Here is a 17,457-nt window from a genome sequence, read left to right on the forward strand (position 1 = left end):
AGCCCCATGCCCGACCTCTATCCCATCAAACGCGCCCTGCTTTCCGTATCCGACAAGACCGGTCTTTTGGACCTTGGCAAGGCTTTGGCGGCGCGGGGCGTTGAGTTGCTCAGCACCGGCGGCACCGCGAAAGCGCTGCGCGACGCGGGGCTTGAGGTTCTGGATGTGGCCGATGTGACAGGCTTTCCCGAGATGATGGACGGGCGGGTGAAAACGCTGCACCCGGTCGTGCATGGCGGTCTGCTGGCCCTGCGCGACAATGACGAACACGTTGGCGCGATGAATGAACATAACATCGGCGCGATCGACTTGGTGGTGGTGAACCTCTACCCCTTCGAGGAGACCGTCGCCAAGGGCGCGGAATACGCCGAGGTGATCGAGAACATCGACATCGGCGGCCCGGCGATGATCCGCTCGGCGGCCAAGAACCACGGTTTCGTCAATGTGGTGGTGGATGTCGAGGATTACGCCGAGGTCATCGCCGAACTGGAGGCCAACGACGGCCAGACCACCTATGCCCTGCGCCAGCGTTTGGCCCAGACCGCCTATGCCCGCACCGCCGCCTATGACACCGCCGTCAGCACATGGATGGCCGAGCAAGTCGAAGGCACCCCGCGCCGCCGGACCTTTGGCGGCACGCTCGCGCAAACCCTGCGCTATGGTGAGAACCCGCACCAGCAGGCGGCTTTCTACACCGATGGTTCCACCGCGCCCGGTCTGGCCAACGCGGTGCAGCATCAGGGCAAGGAACTGTCCTACAACAACATCAACGACACCGACGCGGCCTTTGCGCTGGTCAGCGAGTTCGACCCCAAGGATGGCCCCGCTTGCGCCATCATCAAACATGCCAACCCCTGTGGCGTGGCGCGCGGGGAGACGCTGCTGGAAGCCTACACCCGCGCCTTCGACTGTGACCGCACCTCGGCCTTTGGCGGCATCATCGCGCTGAACCAGCCGCTGGACGGGCCGACGGCAGAGGCCATCGCCGCGATCTTCACCGAAGTCGTCATCGCCCCCGGCGCGGACGAGGATGCCAAACGCATCTTCGCCGCCAAGAAGAACCTGCGCCTGCTGACCACCGAAGGGCTCGCCGATCCGACCGCCGCCGAACTGGCGGTGCGTCAGGTCTCGGGCGGCTTCCTTGTGCAGGACAAGGACGTGGGCCGCATCACCCGCGACGACCTGAAAGTGGTGACCAAGCGCAAGCCCTCGGATCAGGAACTCGACGACATGCTCTTTGCCTGGACCGTGGCGAAACACGTCAAATCCAACGCCATCATCTACGTCAAGGACGGCGCGACCGTAGGCGTCGGCGCGGGTCAGATGAGCCGCGTGGACAGCACCCGCATCGCCGCGCGCAAGGCCCAAGACATGGCCGAGGTGATGGAGATCGACGCCCCGCTGACCCAAGGTTCGGTCGTGGCCTCTGATGCCTTCTTCCCCTTCGCGGACGGTCTGATCACCGCGGCAGAGGCCGGCGCCACGGCGCTGATCCAGCCCGGCGGCTCGATGCGGGACGACGAAGTGATTGCGGCGGCGGATGAGGCGGGGCTTGCCATGGTCTTCACCGGCATGCGCCACTTCCGGCACTAAGCGAAGGGAAGCCCCATGCGGACATTCGGCATCGCGGCCTTCGTGGCCTTTCTGATCGACCAGATCAGCAAATATGTGGTCATTCACATGATGGAACTGGCGCGTGTCCGCTCCATCGAGGTGCTGCCGCCGGTGCTGAATTTCCGCTATGGGGAAAACCGGGGCATCAACTTTGGCCTCGGCGGCGACATGAGCCAATGGGTGCTGATCGTGGTGGCGCTGGCGATCTGCGCGGGCGTCACCCTATGGCTCTGGCGCAGCCCGCATGGGCGTTGGGCGCAGCTCAGCGGTGGCCTGCTGGTCGGCGGGGCGCTGGCGAATGTGGCCGACCGGCTGGTCTACGGCTATGTGCTGGATTTTCTGAACAACTCCTGCTGCGGCATCGACAACCCTTTCGTCTATAACTTGGCGGATGTCTTTATTTTTGCCGGGGCCTTGGGGCTGATCCTCTTTACCGGAGAGCCGAAAAACGCGCCCAAACACCGGGGCAAAAAAGGTCAGTGACATTGCCCGCTTGCCTGCGATATTGAACAAGCAGACCCCGAAAGGAGACACCATGCGCCGCATTGCCCTCATCAGCTTGATCCCGCTGGCCCTCGCCGCCTGCAGCAATCAGGGCCTTCGCGATTTGCAGCCGACTTCTGACGGGCCGGACGAGTTCCTGATCCAACCGGTCAAGCCTCTGGAACGTCCCGACGATCTGAACACCCTGCCCACGCCTGCGCCGGGGCAGGCGAACCTGACCGACCGCTCGGCAGTGGCCGAAGGGGTCGCGGCATTCGGCGGGCGTTTGGATACCTCTGCTGGCATTCCGGCGGGGGATGCAGCGCTGGTCCAACATGCGAGCCGGATGGGCGTGCAGCCCGGCATCCGCGCAAGCTTGGCCGAGGCCGACGCGAAATTCCGCAAGCGCAAGGGCCGGTTTACTCAGTTCCGCATCGTGCCCGTCGACCGCTACGGCCAAGCCTACAAGAACCAAATCCTCGACCCCCATAACGAGGCGGAGCGCTGGCGCAGGGCTGGCGGGCGCACGCCGTCTTACCCGCCACAAGACACACGTTTTCGCTAGGCTTCTTGAAAGTAGCGCCAGACCGCGTAGGTAATGCGGCAGGCGATATATTTCGAGGTAAGCAATGATCCGACTGCCGATGATGGCGGCCCTGGTGGCGACGCTTTTCACCGCCCCTGCCGCGCAGGCGGGGCAGACCGAGAACGAAGCGGTCACCCATTTCACCCTTGATAACGGCATGGAGGTCGTGGTCGTCGAAGACCACCGCGCCCCGGTCGTGCAGCAAATGGTCTGGTACCGCGCAGGATCGGCGGATGAGCCCAAAGGCGCCTCCGGCGTGGCGCATTTCCTCGAACACCTGCTGTTCAAAGCCACCGACAAGCTGGAAGCGGGCGAATTTTCCGCCACCGTGGCCGCCAATGGCGGACGCGACAACGCTTTCACCAGCTACGATTACACCGCCTATTACCAGCGCGTCGCGGCAGACCGCCTTGGCCTGATGATGGAGATGGAGGCCGACCGGATGAAGAACATCCGTCTGACCCCTGAGAACATCGAAACCGAACGCGATGTGATCCTCGAAGAGCGCAACCAGCGGACCGAGAACAACCCCGCCGCGCTGTTCAGCGAACAACTTAACGCCGCGCAATATCTCAACCACCGCTACGGCGTGCCGATCATCGGCTGGAAACATGAGATGGAGGGGTTGGACCTTGAAGACGCCCTGTCGTTTTACGAACTCTACTACTCGCCCAACAACGCGATCCTCGTGGTTTCGGGCGATGTGACACCGGAAGAAGTGCGCGCACTGGCCGAGGCCACCTATGGCCAAATCCCCGCCAACCCCGCCTTGCCGGAACGTCTGCGCACCGAAGAGCCGCCCCAGATCGCCGAACGCCGGTTGATCTACAAAGACGCCCGCGTGGCCCAGCCCTATGTCCGGCGGTCGTACCTTGCGCAGGAACGCGACAGTGGCGAACAGGAGGAAGCGGCGGCGCTTTTGCTGCTTAGTGAATTGCTGGGCGGCGGCACCACGTCCTACCTTGCCGAGAAACTGCAGTTCGACGCGCAGATCGCCAATTACACCGGCGCCTTCTACAAGGCCGACACGCTGGACGACACGACCTTTGACCTTGTCGTGCTGCCCGTGCCCGGCGTCAGCCTGCAACAGGCCGAAGAGGCGCTGGACGAGGCGCTCGCGCAATTCATGGAGGCCGGTGTCGACCCGGAACACCTTGATCGTCTCAAGGCGCAGTTGCGCGCCGATCAAATCTACGCCCGCGATGACGCGGACCGCGTGGCGCATCGCTATGGCTCGGCCCTCGCCATCGGCCTCACGGTCGAAGACGTGCAGGTCTGGCCCGATGTGCTTCAGGCCGTCACCGCCGAGGACATCATGCAGGCCGCCCGCGACCTGTTCGACGAACGCACATCGGTCACCGGTTGGCTGATGAAGGAGGACGCGCAATGAGACTGATCTACGCCCTGATCCTAACGGTAATTGCCGCACTCCCCGCCCGCGCCGAAGTCGATATTCAGGAGGTGACCAGCCCCGGCGGCATCACCGCTTGGCTGGTCGAGGAACATTCGATCCCCTTCGTGGCGCTGGAAATCCGTTTCCGTGGCGGCGCGTCTCTCGATGCCCCCGGCAAACGCGGCGCGATCAACCTGATGACCGGCCTCTTGGAAGAGGGGGCGGGCGAGATGGACGCCCGCGCCTTCAGCCGCGCGACCGAAGCGCTGGCTACGAACCTCAGCTTTGACGTCTCGGACGATGCGCTTTCCGTGTCCGCGCGTTTCCTGACCGAGAACCGCGCGCCCTCGATCGACCTTCTGCGCGCGGCCCTGCTGGAACCGCGTTTCGACGAAGACGCTATCGAGCGGGTGCGCGGCCAAGTGATATCGAACATCCAGTCGAACCAGAAAGACCCCGATAAGATCGCTCAACAGACCTTTGACCGGATCGCCTTTGGGGATCACCCCTATGGCAGTTCGCTGAATGGCACGTTGGAAAGCGTCGCGGGCCTGACCCGTGACGATCTGCGCATTGCGCATCGCGCGGTGCTGGCGCGGGACCGCATCATCGTCGGCGCGGTGGGTGACATCACACCCGAGGAATTGGGCCAGATGCTCGACAAACTGTTGGGCGGGCTGCCCGCCGAAGGCGCGCCGATGCCACCCCGGGCCGAGGTCGATATCCCCAGCGGCACCACGGTGGTCGATTTCGCCACGCCGCAGTCCGTCGCGCTTTTTGGTCAGCCCGGCCTCGCGCAGGACGATCCCGATTGGTTCACCGCGACGGTGCTGAACCACGTCCTCGGCGGCGGCGGTTTCGAATCCCGGCTGATGACCGAGGTGCGCGAGAAACGTGGCCTGACCTATGGCGTCTATTCCTACCTCGCCCCGCGCGATCTGGCCGAGACCTATCTCGGCTCCGTCAGTTCGGCCAATGACCGCATCGCCGAGGCGATCGAGGTGATCCGCGCCGAATGGGCCAAGGCCGCCGCCGAAGGCATCACGCAAGAGGAACTGGATGCCGCGAAAACCTATATCACCGGTGCCTATCCGCTGCGCTTTGACGGCAACACGCCCATCGCCAACATCCTCGTCGGCATGCAGATGCTGGGCCTGCCGACCGACTATATCGCCACCCGCAACGACAGGGTCGAGGCGGTTACGCTCGAAGATGTCAAACGTGTCGCCGCCGAGCTGTTGGAGCCTGAAAACCTGCATTTCGTCGTCGTCGGTCAGCCCGAGGGGCTAGAGGCCACAGACACGGCACAGGAATGAAAGAAGCGCCGCGCCCGAAAGGGGGCGGCGCTTCTGCATCGGTCGGGCGGTGGACGTTACTCGCCGTAGGGCACCCAGATATTTTTGACCTCGGTCGCGGCCTGCAAAAAGTCGCGCCCCGCACCCTCGGCCCCAAACCAATCCCGCGCCATCCCGTGGTTGACCCAGCTGCGTTTGATGTTGCTCGCGGCCCCTTTCTCGACAATGCCGGACAGCGCCGCGGCGCCGAAGGACCAAACCGCATCCACATCCATATGACGCGCCATCGCCTCGGCCAGATCCGCCTGCGGCCCGGTCAGGATGTTCACCACGCCTGCGGGCACGTCCGATGTCTCCAGCACCTGAACGAAATCCGTCGCTGCCAGCGGGAAGGGGTCGGAGGCCGAGAGGATCACCCGGTTGCCCATGGCGATGGCCGGCGCCATGCAAGAGATCAGCCCCAGAAAAGGCGCCTCGGCAGGGCACAGCGCGCCGATCACGCCCACCGGTTCCTTCATCGCCAGCGCCACGCCGCGGATCGGCACGCCGTGCACCTGACCGTCGTATTTGTCGGCCCAAGCGGCATAGGTGAAAAGCCGGTCAATGGCCGCATCGACCTCCCGACGGCCCGTCTTCGTACCCTGCATCGCATCCAGACGTGCGGCGAATTCATCGCCGCGTGCGGAAAGGTTCTCGGCAATGTAGTACAGGATCTGCGCCCGCAGATGGCCGGTGGTTTTCGACCAACCCTTCGCCGCATGTGCCGCCTCGACCGCATTGCGCAGGTCCTTGCGATTGGCAAGGCTCACATGCCCCAACAGCCCACCGGACTTGCCCCAGACCGGCGCGGAATAGCCGCCATCGGGCCGCGCCTGCTTGCCACCGATATAAAGCTTCGCGGTGCGGTCGATCCCATCCTCCGGCGCACCCTCACCGGCGAAGGCTTCGATCTCCTTCAAAGGCTTGCCCGCCGTTTTGGGCTTGGTATAGCCCGCCAGACCTTCCCAACCGCCCTCGCGGCCAAAGCCGCTTTCGCGCTTGCCGCCGAACCCGGCTGCGGCATCCATCATATTGGTGCCATTGACCCAGACGATCCCTGTCTCAAGCTTTGGTGCGATGTCGAGGGCGAGGTTCACATTCTCGGTCCAGACCGTCGCCGCTAGACCGTAACGCGTGTTATTGGCCAACTGCACCGCCTCGCCGGGCGTGCGGAATGTGGTCGAGACCAGCACAGGCCCAAAAATCTCTTCCTGCATCAACCGGTCCGCAGGGTTCAGCCCGGTGATCAAGGTGGGCGGATAGAAACAGCCATTCTCGGGCATCGCCCCCGGCGTCACGAAACGCTCGCCGGCGGTATTGGCCTCGACCATCTCGCTCACCCGCTGGTATTGCACCGGGTCGACCAGCGCGCCCACGTCGATGCTCTTGTCCAAGGGATCGCCGACGCGCAGCTTCTCCATCCGCGCACGCAGCTTGGCATAGAACCGATCCGCGACCGGCTCATGCACCAGCAAGCGCGACCCGGCACAGCAGACCTGACCCTGATTGAACCAGATCGCATCGACCAATCCTTCGACAGCGCTGTCCAGATCGGCATCGTCGAAAACGATGTAGGGCGATTTGCCACCCAACTCCAAGGTCAGCGCCCTGCCGGACCCCGCCGTCGCCTCGCGAATGCGGCGGCCAACGGCGGTGGAGCCGGTAAAGGCGATCTTGTCGATATCCTCATGGCCCACGATCATCTCGCCCACGCTGCCATCGCCCGTCACGATATTGACCACACCCTTGGGCAGGCCCGCCTGACGGCAGATATCCGCAAACAAAAGCGCGGTCAGCGAGGTGTATTCCGCAGGCTTCAACACCACGGTATTGCCCATCGCCAGTGCTGGCGCGATCTTCCACGCCAGCATCAGCAGGGGGAAGTTCCACGGGATGATCTGCCCGCAAACCCCAAGCGCCTGCGCATCGGGCAGTTCACTCTCCATCAACTGCGCCATGCCCGCGTGATAATAGAAATGCCGCTGCGCCAAGGGCACGTCGATATCGCGCGCCTCACGAATGGGCTTGCCGTTGTCCAAGACCTCCAAGACCGCAAACAACCGCGCGTGTTTCTGCAACAGCCGCGCCAACCCATAGATATGCCGCGCCCGGCCATGGCCGCCCAGCTTCTCCCACTTGGGCTGCGCCTTGCGCGCTGCCTTCACGGCGGCATCCACATCGCCCTGAGACGCCTGCGTCAGACTGGCCAAGACCTCACCCGTCGCCGGGTTTGTGCTGTCAAAACCCGCCCCCGGCGCGGTGAAGGCGCCATCGATGAAATGGCCAAACCGCCCGCCCTGATCGACGATCCACGCCAGCGCATCTGCCGCAGATTCCGGGGCTGGCCCGTATTCCATGCTTTCGAATATGTCGGACACGCTCATGCCTTCATCCTTTTCCAAATACCTTCCCGCAGCCTGCAACGGGCTCAGGCGGTCGCGTGGCGGTAAGCCGCCGAATAATTGCCGGTCACATGATGCTCCAACTGCCGCTCGATATCGCCCAAGAGCGAGGATGCCCCAAAGCGGAACAGGTCGGGCTGCAACCAACGGTCGCCCAGCTCTTCCTTCATCAGCGCTAGATAGGTGATCGCATCCTTGGCCTTTGAGATGCCGCCCGCGGGCTTGTAGCCCACGCGCACGCCAGTGCGCGTGTAATACTCACGGATCGCGCGGATCATGACGAGGCTCACGGGCAGGGTGGCGTTGACGCTTTCCTTGCCGGTCGAAGTTTTGATGAAATCGGCCCCGGCCATCATGCAAACCAGCGACGCGCGTGCCACATTGCGCAGCGATCCCAATTCGCCGGTGGCGAGGATCGCCTTCACATGAGCCTCGCCGCAGGCCTCGCGGAAGGCGCGCATCTCATCGTAAAGCGCCTGCCAGTCGCCCGAAAGCACATGACGGCGCGAGATCACGATGTCGATCTCGCTCGCGCCGGCCTCGACGCTCATTTCGATCTCGCGAATGCGCAGTTCCAAGGGCGACAGCCCCGCCGGGAAGCCGGTTGAGACGGCGGCGATGGGGATGTTCGTGCCCTCCAGCGCGCGCCGCGCGGCGGGGATCATCTCGTGATAGACGCAGACCGCGCCGGTGGTGATCGGCGCCATGCCAAGCGCCTCAAGCAGATCGGGCGCGATCGGTTGTCGCGCCTTGGCGCAAAGCCGCTCGACCCGGCGCGCGGTATCGTCGCCCGAGAGGGTCGTCAGGTCGATACAGGTCACCGCGCGCAGCAACCACGCGGCTTGGTGGTCCTTTTTCAGCGAACGGCGGGCGGGCAGGGCGGCGGCGCGGCGCTCGATCGCCGAGGTATTCGCCTGCACCGAACGCAGCCAATCCATATCAAGCGGCATCGGTTCGACGCGGGGTTCGGTGACCTGGGGCAGATGGCCCGGCGCGTCGGTCTCTGTCTCACGGTGCTGCGGGGTCGTCTGGGTGGCCATCGGGGTCTCTCCGGTTTGGTCAGGCGCGCAAAATGGCATGAGGCAGGGGCCAAAGCAAGCGACGCTAACCCCGCGTCACCGGTCGAATGCCTGAAAAACAGGCGAAATGCGGAAATTGTTAATGAGAACCATTCTCAACTGTTGACTTAATTGAGAATCGTTCTCACTAATACCCCATGACACATGCATCTGATCCCTTTCGCCCGTCCCGCCGTACCGCTTTGATCGGCAGCCTGAGCGCTTTTGCCCTGCTCGGGGCCGCGCCCGCCGCCTTCGCGGCGGAGAAGCTCAATGTCGTCGCGACCACCGGCATGATCGCCGACGCCGCCCGGCGTATCGGTGGCGATCTGGTCGAGGTCCGCTCGCTCATGGGGTCGGGGGTCGATCCGCACAGCTACCGCCAGACCCGCAGCGACATCGTGGCGCTGACGCGGGCCGATCTGGTGCTCTGGCACGGCCTTTACCTTGAAGCGCAGATGGAGCGGTTCTTTGAAGATCTGGGCCGCAAACGCGCCGTGATCGCCGTGGCCGATGCGCTGCCCAAGGACGGTTTGCTCAGCCACCCGGATTACGAGGGCCGCTATGACCCGCATGTCTGGATGGACCCCAACACATGGATCGCCGTGGTGAATGAGGTGACCCGCGCGCTGAGCGAAGCGCATCCCGCGGGGGGCGAGACCTTTGCCGCGAATGCCAAGACTTACCGCGCGGAACTGGATCAGCTTGCCGCCTATGCCGCCGAGACCGTGGCGCAGGTGCCTGAGGGCCAACGCGTTCTGGTCACGGCCCATGATGCTTTTGGCTACTTCGGACGCGCCTTTGGCTTCGAGGTGATCGGCATTCAAGGCATCTCGACCAACAGCGAGGCGGGGCTCAATCGCATCTCTTCGCTGGTTGATGAGCTTGTCGAACGTGGGATTGGCGCGGTTTTCGTCGAAACCTCGGTGTCTGACCGTAACATGCGCGCGCTGGTCGAAGGCGCGGCGGCGCGCGGTCATGAGGTCGTGATCGGCGGGTCGCTCTATAGTGACGCCATGGGGGAACCGGGCAGCTATGAGGGCACTTATATCGGTATGATCGATCACAACGTCACGACCATTGCCCGCGCGCTTGGCGCGCCGGTGGATGCGGGCGGGATGACCGGCAAGCTGGCACAGGGAAGCTGATCCATGACACTTGAACTCGCCAGCACGCGCGGGACCGCGCCGACCGCTCGCACCGACAGCCCGCTCGCCCTGCGTGGCATGACCGTTTCTTACGGGCAGAAGCCAGCGGTCTTTTCGGTGGATATGACCGTCGAGCCGGGCAAGATGACCGCGATCATCGGCCCGAACGGGGCGGGGAAATCGACACTGCTCAAGGCCGCGTTGGGCATCCTGACCCCGCTGGCGGGCACCGCCACCGTCTATGGTAAACCCGTGGCCGAGCAGCGCCACCGCATCGCCTATGTGCCGCAGCGCGCGAGCGTGGATTGGGACTTCCCAACCCGCGTGATCGACGTGGTGCTGATGGGGCTTTACCCGCAACTGGGCCTTCTGGGCCGCATCCGCCCCGTGCACCGCGCCCGCGCCACCGATTGTCTGGCCCGCGTCGGGATGCAGGATTTCGCCACCCGCCAGATCGGCCAACTTTCCGGCGGCCAGCAGCAGCGGGTGTTCCTTGCGCGGGCCTTGGCGCAGGATGCGGATCTTTACCTGCTGGACGAGCCCTTTGCCGGGGTCGATGCGGCGACGGAAAAGGCGATCATCGCGGTGCTGAAATCCCTGCGGGATGCGGGCAAGACGGTCGTCGCCGTGCACCATGATCTGTCAACGGTGCCTGAGTATTTCGACAATGTCTTCCTGATCAACACCCACCGCGTGGCCGAGGGCAGCGTCGCGGAGGTCTTCAAGTCCAACCACCTGCAAGACGCCTATGGCGGGCGTTTGGCAGGCGCGCAGATGGATGCCTTGCAACTGTCATGATCTGGGACGCGCTGACACTGCAACTGGGCTATAACGCCACCTTGGTGACGCTGGGGGCCACGCTTTTGGGCATGGCGGCGGGCGTTGGCGGCACCTTCCTTTTCCTGCGCAAACGGGCGTTGGTGAGCGATGCGATCTCGCATGCGACACTGCCCGGGGTGGCGCTTGCCTTTATGGTGATGGTCGCTTTGGGCGGTGATGGGCGCAACCTGATTGGCCTGCTGCTGGGGGCCGCACTCTCGGCGGCGGCGGGGCTGCTCTTGGTCTCATGGCTCAGCAACCGCACCCGGCTGGCCGAGGATGCGGCGATCGGCTCGGTCCTGTCGGTCTTCTTTGGCCTTGGCATCGTGCTGCTTACGGTGATCCAGACCATGAGCGCCGGGCAGCAGGCGGGGCTGGAGGATTTCCTTCTAGGCTCCACCGCCGGGATGCTGCGCAACGATGCGCTGATCATCGCCGCTGCCGCGGCGTTGACGCTGGCACTGGTGCTGCTGCTGCGCCGCCCGCTGACGCTGGCCTCCTTCGATCCCGAATACGGCACCGCCATCGGCCAGAACGTGCCGCGCACCGATCTCGCGATGATGGGGCTGGTGCTGGCGGTCACGGTCGTGGGGCTTAAGATCGTCGGTCTCATCCTAATCGTGGCGCTTTTGATCATCCCGCCGGTGACCGCAAGGTTCTGGAGCGAGCGGACCGACCACGTGGTGTTGATCTCGGGCCTGATGGGCGGGATTGCCGCCTATGTCGGTGCCGCGCTGTCGGCGGCGGCGCCGAACCTTCCCACGGGGCCGATCATCGTGCTGGTGGGTTTCGCGCTCTTTGCCCTGTCGCTGCTCTTGGCGCCCCGGCGCGGCGCGCTCTCGGCGCTGCTGCGGCACCGGCGCTATCAGCGTCGGGTCCATCTGCGGCAGGGGCTCTTGGCCTTGGCTCATGGGCAGCCGATCTACGAACAACGCACCCTGCGCCTGTTACGGGCCGAGGGCTACGCCCTGCCCGATGGGGTCGCTACCAAGGCGGGCCGGGGCCGCGCCGCCAAGGCGCTGCGCGATGAAACCCGCTGGCAACTGATCCGCCGCGATCCGGCCTACGAGGCGGCAGCCCAGCAGTATGACGGTCTGACCCCTATCGAAACGGTGTTGACCGCCGACCAAATCCGCGAAATCGACAGCCGCATCGACATGCGCGGCGGGGTGATGGCATGAACGGTTCCGAATTCGTCCCCCTGTCTTTGGTGCCGATGCTGACGGGCATCTTCGTGGCCGTGGCCTGTGCCTTGCCGGGGAACTTCCTTGTCCTGCGCCGCCAAGCGCTGATCGGCGATGCGATCAGCCATGTGGTGCTGCCGGGGATCGTCGTGGCCTTCCTGCTGACCGGCGTGGTCAGCACTTGGCCGATGCTCTTGGGCGCGGCGGGCGCGGCGCTGGCCGCCGTGCTGGCCATCGAAGGCGTGCGGCGTTTGGGCAAGATCGAATCCGGGGCGGCCATGGGGGTCGTCTTTACCGCGATGTTCGCGGGCGGCGTGCTGCTGCTGGAACAATCCGACACCAGCAATGTGCATCTCGACGTGGAACATGCGCTTTATGGCAACCTCGAAAGCCTGATCTGGCTGGATGCCACCGGCTGGGCGTCGCTGCTCGACCCCGAGGCGTTGGCGACCATCCCGGTGGAGCTGCCGCGCATGGCGGTCACGCTTCTTTTCGTTGCGCTTTTCACGGCGGTGTTCTGGCGCCCGCTCAAGATCAGCACATTCGACGAAGGCTTTGCCCGCACCATCGGGATGAAGACCGGCCCTTTGGGCCTTGGGCTGGTGATCGTCGCCGCCATTGCCGCCGTGGCCGCCTTTGACGCGGTGGGCAGCATCATCGTGATCGCCATGTTCATCTGCCCGCCCGCCGCCGCGCGGATGATGACCAACCGGCTCGAGCATCAGATCGCATGGTCGGTGGGTTTTGCCACCGTGGCGGCGATTTTAGGCTATGTCCTCGCGGGATACGGGCCGCTGTGGATCGGGCTGCGGGATTCGGTCTCGGCGGCGGGGATGATCGCGACCGTCTCCGGGCTGATCCTTGGCGCAGCGGCCTTGATGGGCCCACATCGGCATAGAGGCGCCGCCGCGCCCAACGTTTGACCGAATCGCAGCGATTCGTTTTCTCGGCGACTGATTCGATTTTGCTTTGACCTGCGAATCGTCCTGCGTCTATACAGGTGGCAAGCTCCGCCGGAGACGACCTCCACCCGGGTCGCCCGCCGCTCTGATAAGACCGGAATAACAAAAGCACCAGTGCGCCGAGTAGCCGACCCAGCAGCGGATCGCCCCACCTTTGGCGGCGGTCCGCTGACTTTGCGCAGAACCTCTGATACCCAGCCCTCACTAGACGCATTCACATCTGGCAGAATCAAAAGCCGCCATGCTAGGTCTTGCGGTATGCCCAGCCCGACCCCCAATATAAGCGAAAATCGCCCCGTCATCCGTCAATTGGACGATTCCGCGATCAACCGCATCGCCGCGGGCGAGGTGGTCGAACGCCCCGCCTCGGCGGTCAAGGAATTGGTCGAGAACGCCATCGACGCGGGCGCGCGGCGCATCACCGTGGAGTATGCCGACGGCGGCAAGACGATGATCCGCGTGACGGACGATGGCTGCGGCATCGCGCCCGAAGATTTGCCGCTGGCGCTGTCGCGTCATGCCACCTCTAAAATCGACGGCTCTGACCTGCTGGATATCCACACCTTCGGCTTCCGCGGCGAGGCGCTGCCGTCGCTCGGTGCTGTCGGGCGGCTGACGATCACCAGCCGCGCGGCTGGGTTCGACGGGGCCGAGATCACCGTCGACGGGGGCCGCATGGGCGAGGTGCGCCCGGCGGCGTTGAACGGCGGCACCATCGTCACCCTGCGCGATCTGTTCTTCGCCACGCCCGCGCGGCTCAAGTTCCTGCGCACCGACCGGGCCGAGGCGCAGGCGATCGGCGATGTCATCAAGCGGCTGGCCATGGCCGAGCCTTTCGTGCGTTTCGTGCTGCGCGATGTCTCGGGTGACGGCAAGGGCCGCGATGTGTTCCGCGCCGAGGCCGAGCAGGGCGATCTCTTCGAGGCGCTGCATGGCCGTCTGGCGCAGGTGCTGGGCCGGGAGTTTGCCGAGAATGCCCTGCCCATCGACGCCATGCGCGAGGGGCTGCATCTGACCGGCTTTGCCGCCCTGCCGACCTATTCGCGCGGCTCTGCCGTGGCGCAATACCTCTTCGTCAATGGCCGCCCGGTGCGGGACAAGCTGCTGACAGGCGCGCTGCGCGGCGCCTATTTCGATTTCCTCAGCCGGGACCGCCACCCGGCGGCGGCGCTTTTCGTGGAATGCCCGCCAACGCTGGTCGATGTGAATGTGCATCCTGCGAAATCCGAAGTGCGTTTTCGCGATCCGGGGCTGGCGCGCGGGCTGATCGTCTCGGCCCTGCGCCACGCGCTGGCCGAAGCGGGCCACCGCGCCTCGACCACCGTGGCGCAGGCGACCTTGGGCGCAATGCAGCCCCAGCCGCAGGGCGCGCGGGTCTACCAGATGGACCGCGCGGGCATGGACCGGCCCAGCCCGGCCGCGCGGCAAGCTGCCTATCAGGCACAGGCCCCCGGCTTTGCCGAGACCGCAGGCGTTTGGGGCCGGGTTGAGGGCACGCCGCTGCCCGAGATGCCCGCGCCGAGCCATGCCGCCGCCGCCGCCTCCGAAGCCGAAGAGGCCGCCCCCGCGCCCGATTACCCCTTGGGCACCGCGCGGGGGCAGGTGCATGAGAATTACATCATCGCCCAGACCGCCAATGGCATGGTCATCGTCGATCAACACGCGGCGCATGAGCGGCTGGTCTATGAGAAACTCAAACGGCAGATGAACGAGAACGGCGTCGCGGCCCAAGCGCTGTTGATCCCCGAAATCGTCGAACTATCCGCCAATGACTGCGCGCGCCTGCTGGAACTGGCCGAGGAACTGGCCAAGCTCGGCCTTGGCATCGAAGCCTTCGGCGGCAGCGCCATCGCGGTGCGCGAGACGCCTGCGATCCTCGGCACCGTGAACGCCCGGGCGCTGATCCTCGACGTGCTCGACGAATTGGCCGAGGGCGACAGCAGCAACATCGTTCAGGCCAAGATCGAAGCGATCCTGAGCCGGGTGGCGTGCCATGGCTCGATCCGCTCGGGCCGCTGGATGCGCGCCGAAGAGATGAACGCGCTGCTGCGCGAGATGGAGACGACGCCGCATTCGGGCCAGTGCAACCACGGGCGGCCCACCTATGTGGAGCTTAAACTTGCCGATATCGAACGGCTGTTCGGGCGCACTTGATGGCGTTTGACGGTACGACCCTGACCCTCTCCGACCCTGTCACGCTGGCCGCCCTTGCCGGGGGCGGGCTGCTCTTACTCATAATCATCCTGCTGATCATGGCGGTCCGCGCCGCGGGCCGTTCGGCCCGTGTGGCTGCCCCCTTGGCGCAGCAGATGCGGGTGCTTGGCGGGCATGTGCAGCAGTTGGGACAGGGGCAGGAGCAGTTGCGCGGGGGGCTGCAAATGGTCTCGGACACGCAAAGCAATACCCAAGCGCAGATGATGCAGACGATGGAAGCGCGGCTGGCCTATGTGCAACAGCAGATGCAGGACCGTCTGGCCGACAACGCCGCCCGCTCGGCGCGCTCGCTGGCCGAGATGCAGCAGCGCATGACCGAGACGCTGCACGGCTCGTCCAAACGCACCACCACAAGCCTTGCGCAGTTGCAGGAACGGCTCGCCTCTATCGACAAGGCGCAGGACAATATCACCAAACTTTCGGGCGACGTGCTGTCGCTGCAAGACATTCTGAGCAACAAGCAGACGCGCGGATCCTTCGGTGAAATTCAGCTGCGCGATATCGTGTCGAAGGCGCTGCCCTCGGACAGCTATTCGCTGCAAGCCACGCTCAGCAACGGCAAGCGGCCCGATTGCCTGATCCATCTGCCCAACCCGCCGGGGCCGATCGTGATCGACAGTAAATTCCCGCTGGAAGCCTATGAGGCCCTGCGCCGCGCCAAGACCGAAGCCGAGACCCGCGCCGCCGCCCAGCAGATGAAGGTCGCCGTGCGGGTGCACCTGAATGCCATCGCCGACAAATACATTCTGGAGGGGGAGACGGCGGAAGGCGCCTTGATGTTCCTGCCCTCCGAGGCGGTCTATGCCGAATTGCACGCGAATTTCTCCGAACTCGTCCGCGAAGGTTTCGAGAAACGCGTCTGGATCGTCAGCCCGACCACCTGCATGGCCACGCTCAACACCATGCGCGCGATCCTGAAGGACGCGCGGATGCGTGAACAGGCAGGCGCGATCCGCAAGGAGTTGGGCAACCTGAACAAGGATGTCGAACGTCTGGCGACCCGGGTGGGCAACCTCGACCGGCATTTCAGCCAAGCGCGGCGCGATGTGGAAGAGATCAAAGTCAGCAGCGAAAAAGCCGCCAAACGCGCGGGGCGCTTGCATAATTTCGACTTCGAAGAACTGGCAGAAGCCAAAACCGAGGCTATTGTTCCCCTAAGGACACCCGAAGGGAACGGCTGAATGAATGACGTGGACATTACCGGGATGACGCTGGAGGCGATGCAGACGCGGGCCGCCGCGTTGCGCAGCGATATTTTGCAAACGCCGGTGGTGACGCTGTCTTCTCCCATGATCGACGAGGTGCTGGGCGGCGCGCGGGTTACGCTCAAGCTGGAGTGTTTCCAGCATACCGGCACCTTCAAGGCTCGCGGCGCGCTGTCGGTGGCGCGACAGCTTGACGATGACAGCCGCGGGCGCGGCATCACCGCGGCCAGTGCGGGCAACCACGCCATTGCCGCAGGCTGGGCCGCGGCCAAGCTCGGCATCAGCGCCAAGGTGGTGATGCAGGACAACGCCAATCCCTTTCGCGTCGCTCTTGCCCGTGCCACCGGGGCCGAGGTCATCCTGAAACCCGCCGGGCAAGAAACCTTTGCCGAGGCCGAGCGGTTGGTGCGCGAAGAGGGGCGGTTCTTCATCCATCCTTTCGAGGGGCTGCACACCTCGCTCGGCACCGCCGGGGTAGGGTTGGAATTGATGGCGCAGGTGGCGGAGTTGGACGCGGTCGTTGTCTCGGTCGGCGGTGGCGGGCTGATCAGCGGTGTCGCCGCCGCGGTCAAGGCGGTCAACCCCGCCTGCCGGGTCTATGGCGTAGAGCCCGAGGGCGCCGACAGCATGTCGCAAAGCCTCGCCTCCGGCGCGCCGGTCACCATCCCTGAGGTCAACACAATCGCCGACAGCCTTGCCCCGCCGATGGCGCTGCCCTTCGGCCATGCGCTTTGCGCGGTCTATGTCGACGATGTGGTGACGGTCAGCGACGATGCGATCTGCGCCGGAATGGTGGTGCTGCAACAGGCGGCGAAACTGGCGGTGGAACCTGCCGCCGGGGCCGCGATGGCCGGCGCGCTGGGCCCTCTGCGCAGCCAATTGGCCGGGCGGCGTGTCGGGGTGATCGTTTGCGGGGCCAATATCGACACCGACAGTTATCTGGGCCAGCTCAGCCGCGGGCAAGCGGCGCTCGATAGCCTGCTGTCCTAGTGCCCCCCAAAGGGCTGTTCACGCGGTCGCGATGCTGCGTGACGTCTTCCAAGAAAATCTATCGG

The 17,457-nt window shown here is 64.8% G+C and carries 14 protein-coding genes; 12 read left to right on the forward strand and 2 right to left on the reverse strand.

Features of this window, described 5'->3' with window-relative positions:
• The first annotated feature begins 6 nt into the window (after positions 1-6).
• The 5 genes from purH (at position 7) to ACGYK7_RS02955 (ending at position 5,392) form a co-directional block, all read left to right on the forward strand.
• On the forward strand, positions 7-1,593 hold the full coding sequence (gene purH / locus ACGYK7_RS02935; RefSeq protein ID WP_394398814.1) for a bifunctional phosphoribosylaminoimidazolecarboxamide formyltransferase/IMP cyclohydrolase: 1,587 nt from the start codon (positions 7-9) through the stop codon (positions 1,591-1,593).
• A 15-nt stretch (positions 1,594-1,608) separates the two neighbouring features.
• Positions 1,609-2,097, forward strand: a complete 489-nt coding sequence (lspA, locus tag ACGYK7_RS02940; protein WP_394398816.1) for a signal peptidase II — start codon at positions 1,609-1,611, stop codon at positions 2,095-2,097.
• A gap of 52 nt (positions 2,098-2,149) precedes the next feature.
• Entirely contained in the window at positions 2,150-2,662 is a 513-nt protein-coding gene (locus ACGYK7_RS02945) for a DUF3035 domain-containing protein (RefSeq protein WP_394398818.1), read from the forward strand.
• Between the two features lie 64 nt (positions 2,663-2,726).
• Positions 2,727-4,073: a M16 family metallopeptidase gene (locus ACGYK7_RS02950; protein WP_394398820.1), complete on the forward strand. Its 1,347-nt coding sequence runs from the start codon at positions 2,727-2,729 to the stop codon at positions 4,071-4,073.
• Positions 4,070-5,392, forward strand: a complete 1,323-nt coding sequence (locus ACGYK7_RS02955; protein WP_394398822.1) for a M16 family metallopeptidase — start codon at positions 4,070-4,072, stop codon at positions 5,390-5,392. The genes ACGYK7_RS02950 and ACGYK7_RS02955 overlap by 4 nt, the downstream gene beginning before the upstream one ends.
• A 56-nt stretch (positions 5,393-5,448) precedes the next feature.
• On the opposite strand, the gene ACGYK7_RS02960 is transcribed toward ACGYK7_RS02955, so the two are convergent.
• Positions 5,449-7,794 carry an aldehyde dehydrogenase family protein gene (locus ACGYK7_RS02960; protein ID WP_394398824.1) on the reverse strand — a complete coding sequence of 782 codons (2,346 nt, stop codon included), beginning with the start codon at positions 7,792-7,794 and terminating at the stop codon, positions 5,449-5,451.
• Between the two features lie 44 nt (positions 7,795-7,838).
• Positions 7,839-8,852, reverse strand: coding sequence for a deoxyribose-phosphate aldolase (deoC, locus tag ACGYK7_RS02965; RefSeq protein ID WP_394398826.1), 1,014 nt, complete (start codon positions 8,850-8,852; stop codon positions 7,839-7,841).
• Positions 8,853-9,028: 176 nt separating this feature from the next.
• Between deoC and ACGYK7_RS02970 the strand changes: the two genes are divergently transcribed.
• The 7 genes from ACGYK7_RS02970 (at position 9,029) to ACGYK7_RS03000 (ending at position 17,392) form a co-directional block, all read left to right on the forward strand.
• Positions 9,029-10,018, forward strand: coding sequence for a metal ABC transporter solute-binding protein, Zn/Mn family (locus ACGYK7_RS02970; RefSeq protein WP_394398828.1), 990 nt, complete (start codon positions 9,029-9,031; stop codon positions 10,016-10,018).
• A 3-nt stretch (positions 10,019-10,021) separates the two neighbouring features.
• Positions 10,022-10,816: a metal ABC transporter ATP-binding protein gene (locus tag ACGYK7_RS02975; RefSeq protein WP_394398830.1), complete on the forward strand. Its 795-nt coding sequence runs from the start codon at positions 10,022-10,024 to the stop codon at positions 10,814-10,816.
• Positions 10,813-12,018 (forward strand): metal ABC transporter permease, encoded by a 1,206-nt coding sequence (locus ACGYK7_RS02980; protein WP_394398832.1) that lies wholly within the window; start codon positions 10,813-10,815, stop codon positions 12,016-12,018. The genes ACGYK7_RS02975 and ACGYK7_RS02980 overlap by 4 nt, the downstream gene beginning before the upstream one ends.
• On the forward strand, positions 12,015-12,944 hold the full coding sequence (locus ACGYK7_RS02985) for a metal ABC transporter permease (RefSeq protein WP_394398834.1): 930 nt from the start codon (positions 12,015-12,017) through the stop codon (positions 12,942-12,944). The genes ACGYK7_RS02980 and ACGYK7_RS02985 overlap by 4 nt, the downstream gene beginning before the upstream one ends.
• A gap of 297 nt (positions 12,945-13,241) precedes the next feature.
• Positions 13,242-15,137, forward strand: coding sequence for a DNA mismatch repair endonuclease MutL (gene mutL, locus ACGYK7_RS02990; protein WP_394398836.1), 1,896 nt, complete (start codon positions 13,242-13,244; stop codon positions 15,135-15,137).
• A complete protein-coding gene (locus ACGYK7_RS02995) occupies positions 15,137-16,378 on the forward strand; it encodes a DNA recombination protein RmuC (protein ID WP_394398838.1) in 1,242 nt (413 codons plus the stop codon). Before mutL ends, ACGYK7_RS02995 begins: the two co-directional genes overlap by 1 nt.
• Entirely contained in the window at positions 16,379-17,392 is a 1,014-nt protein-coding gene (locus tag ACGYK7_RS03000; RefSeq protein ID WP_394398840.1) for a pyridoxal-phosphate dependent enzyme, read from the forward strand. It abuts the gene before it with no gap.
• Positions 17,393-17,457: the final 65 nt, after the last annotated feature.

The organism is Sulfitobacter sp. 1A15299, from assembly GCF_043556915.1.
GTDB lineage: Bacteria > Pseudomonadota > Alphaproteobacteria > Rhodobacterales > Rhodobacteraceae > Sulfitobacter.

Coding starts and splice junctions, on each gene's coding strand:
- purH (WP_394398814.1), top strand. CDS start 7: ATGCCCGACCTCTATCCCATCAAACGCGCCCTGCTTTCCGTATCCGAC.
- ACGYK7_RS02995 (WP_394398838.1), top strand. CDS start 15,137: ATGGCGTTTGACGGTACGACCCTGACCCTCTCCGACCCTGTCACGCTG.
- ACGYK7_RS02985 (WP_394398834.1), top strand. CDS start 12,015: ATGAACGGTTCCGAATTCGTCCCCCTGTCTTTGGTGCCGATGCTGACG.
- ACGYK7_RS02975 (WP_394398830.1), top strand. CDS start 10,022: ATGACACTTGAACTCGCCAGCACGCGCGGGACCGCGCCGACCGCTCGC.
- ACGYK7_RS03000 (WP_394398840.1), top strand. CDS start 16,379: ATGAATGACGTGGACATTACCGGGATGACGCTGGAGGCGATGCAGACG.
- mutL (WP_394398836.1), top strand. CDS start 13,242: ATGCCCAGCCCGACCCCCAATATAAGCGAAAATCGCCCCGTCATCCGT.
- deoC (WP_394398826.1), bottom strand. CDS start 8,852: ATGGCCACCCAGACGACCCCGCAGCACCGTGAGACAGAGACCGACGCG.
- ACGYK7_RS02955 (WP_394398822.1), top strand. CDS start 4,070: ATGAGACTGATCTACGCCCTGATCCTAACGGTAATTGCCGCACTCCCC.
- ACGYK7_RS02945 (WP_394398818.1), top strand. CDS start 2,150: ATGCGCCGCATTGCCCTCATCAGCTTGATCCCGCTGGCCCTCGCCGCC.
- ACGYK7_RS02950 (WP_394398820.1), top strand. CDS start 2,727: ATGATCCGACTGCCGATGATGGCGGCCCTGGTGGCGACGCTTTTCACC.
- ACGYK7_RS02960 (WP_394398824.1), bottom strand. CDS start 7,794: ATGAGCGTGTCCGACATATTCGAAAGCATGGAATACGGGCCAGCCCCG.
- lspA (WP_394398816.1), top strand. CDS start 1,609: ATGCGGACATTCGGCATCGCGGCCTTCGTGGCCTTTCTGATCGACCAG.
- ACGYK7_RS02970 (WP_394398828.1), top strand. CDS start 9,029: ATGACACATGCATCTGATCCCTTTCGCCCGTCCCGCCGTACCGCTTTG.
- ACGYK7_RS02980 (WP_394398832.1), top strand. CDS start 10,813: ATGATCTGGGACGCGCTGACACTGCAACTGGGCTATAACGCCACCTTG.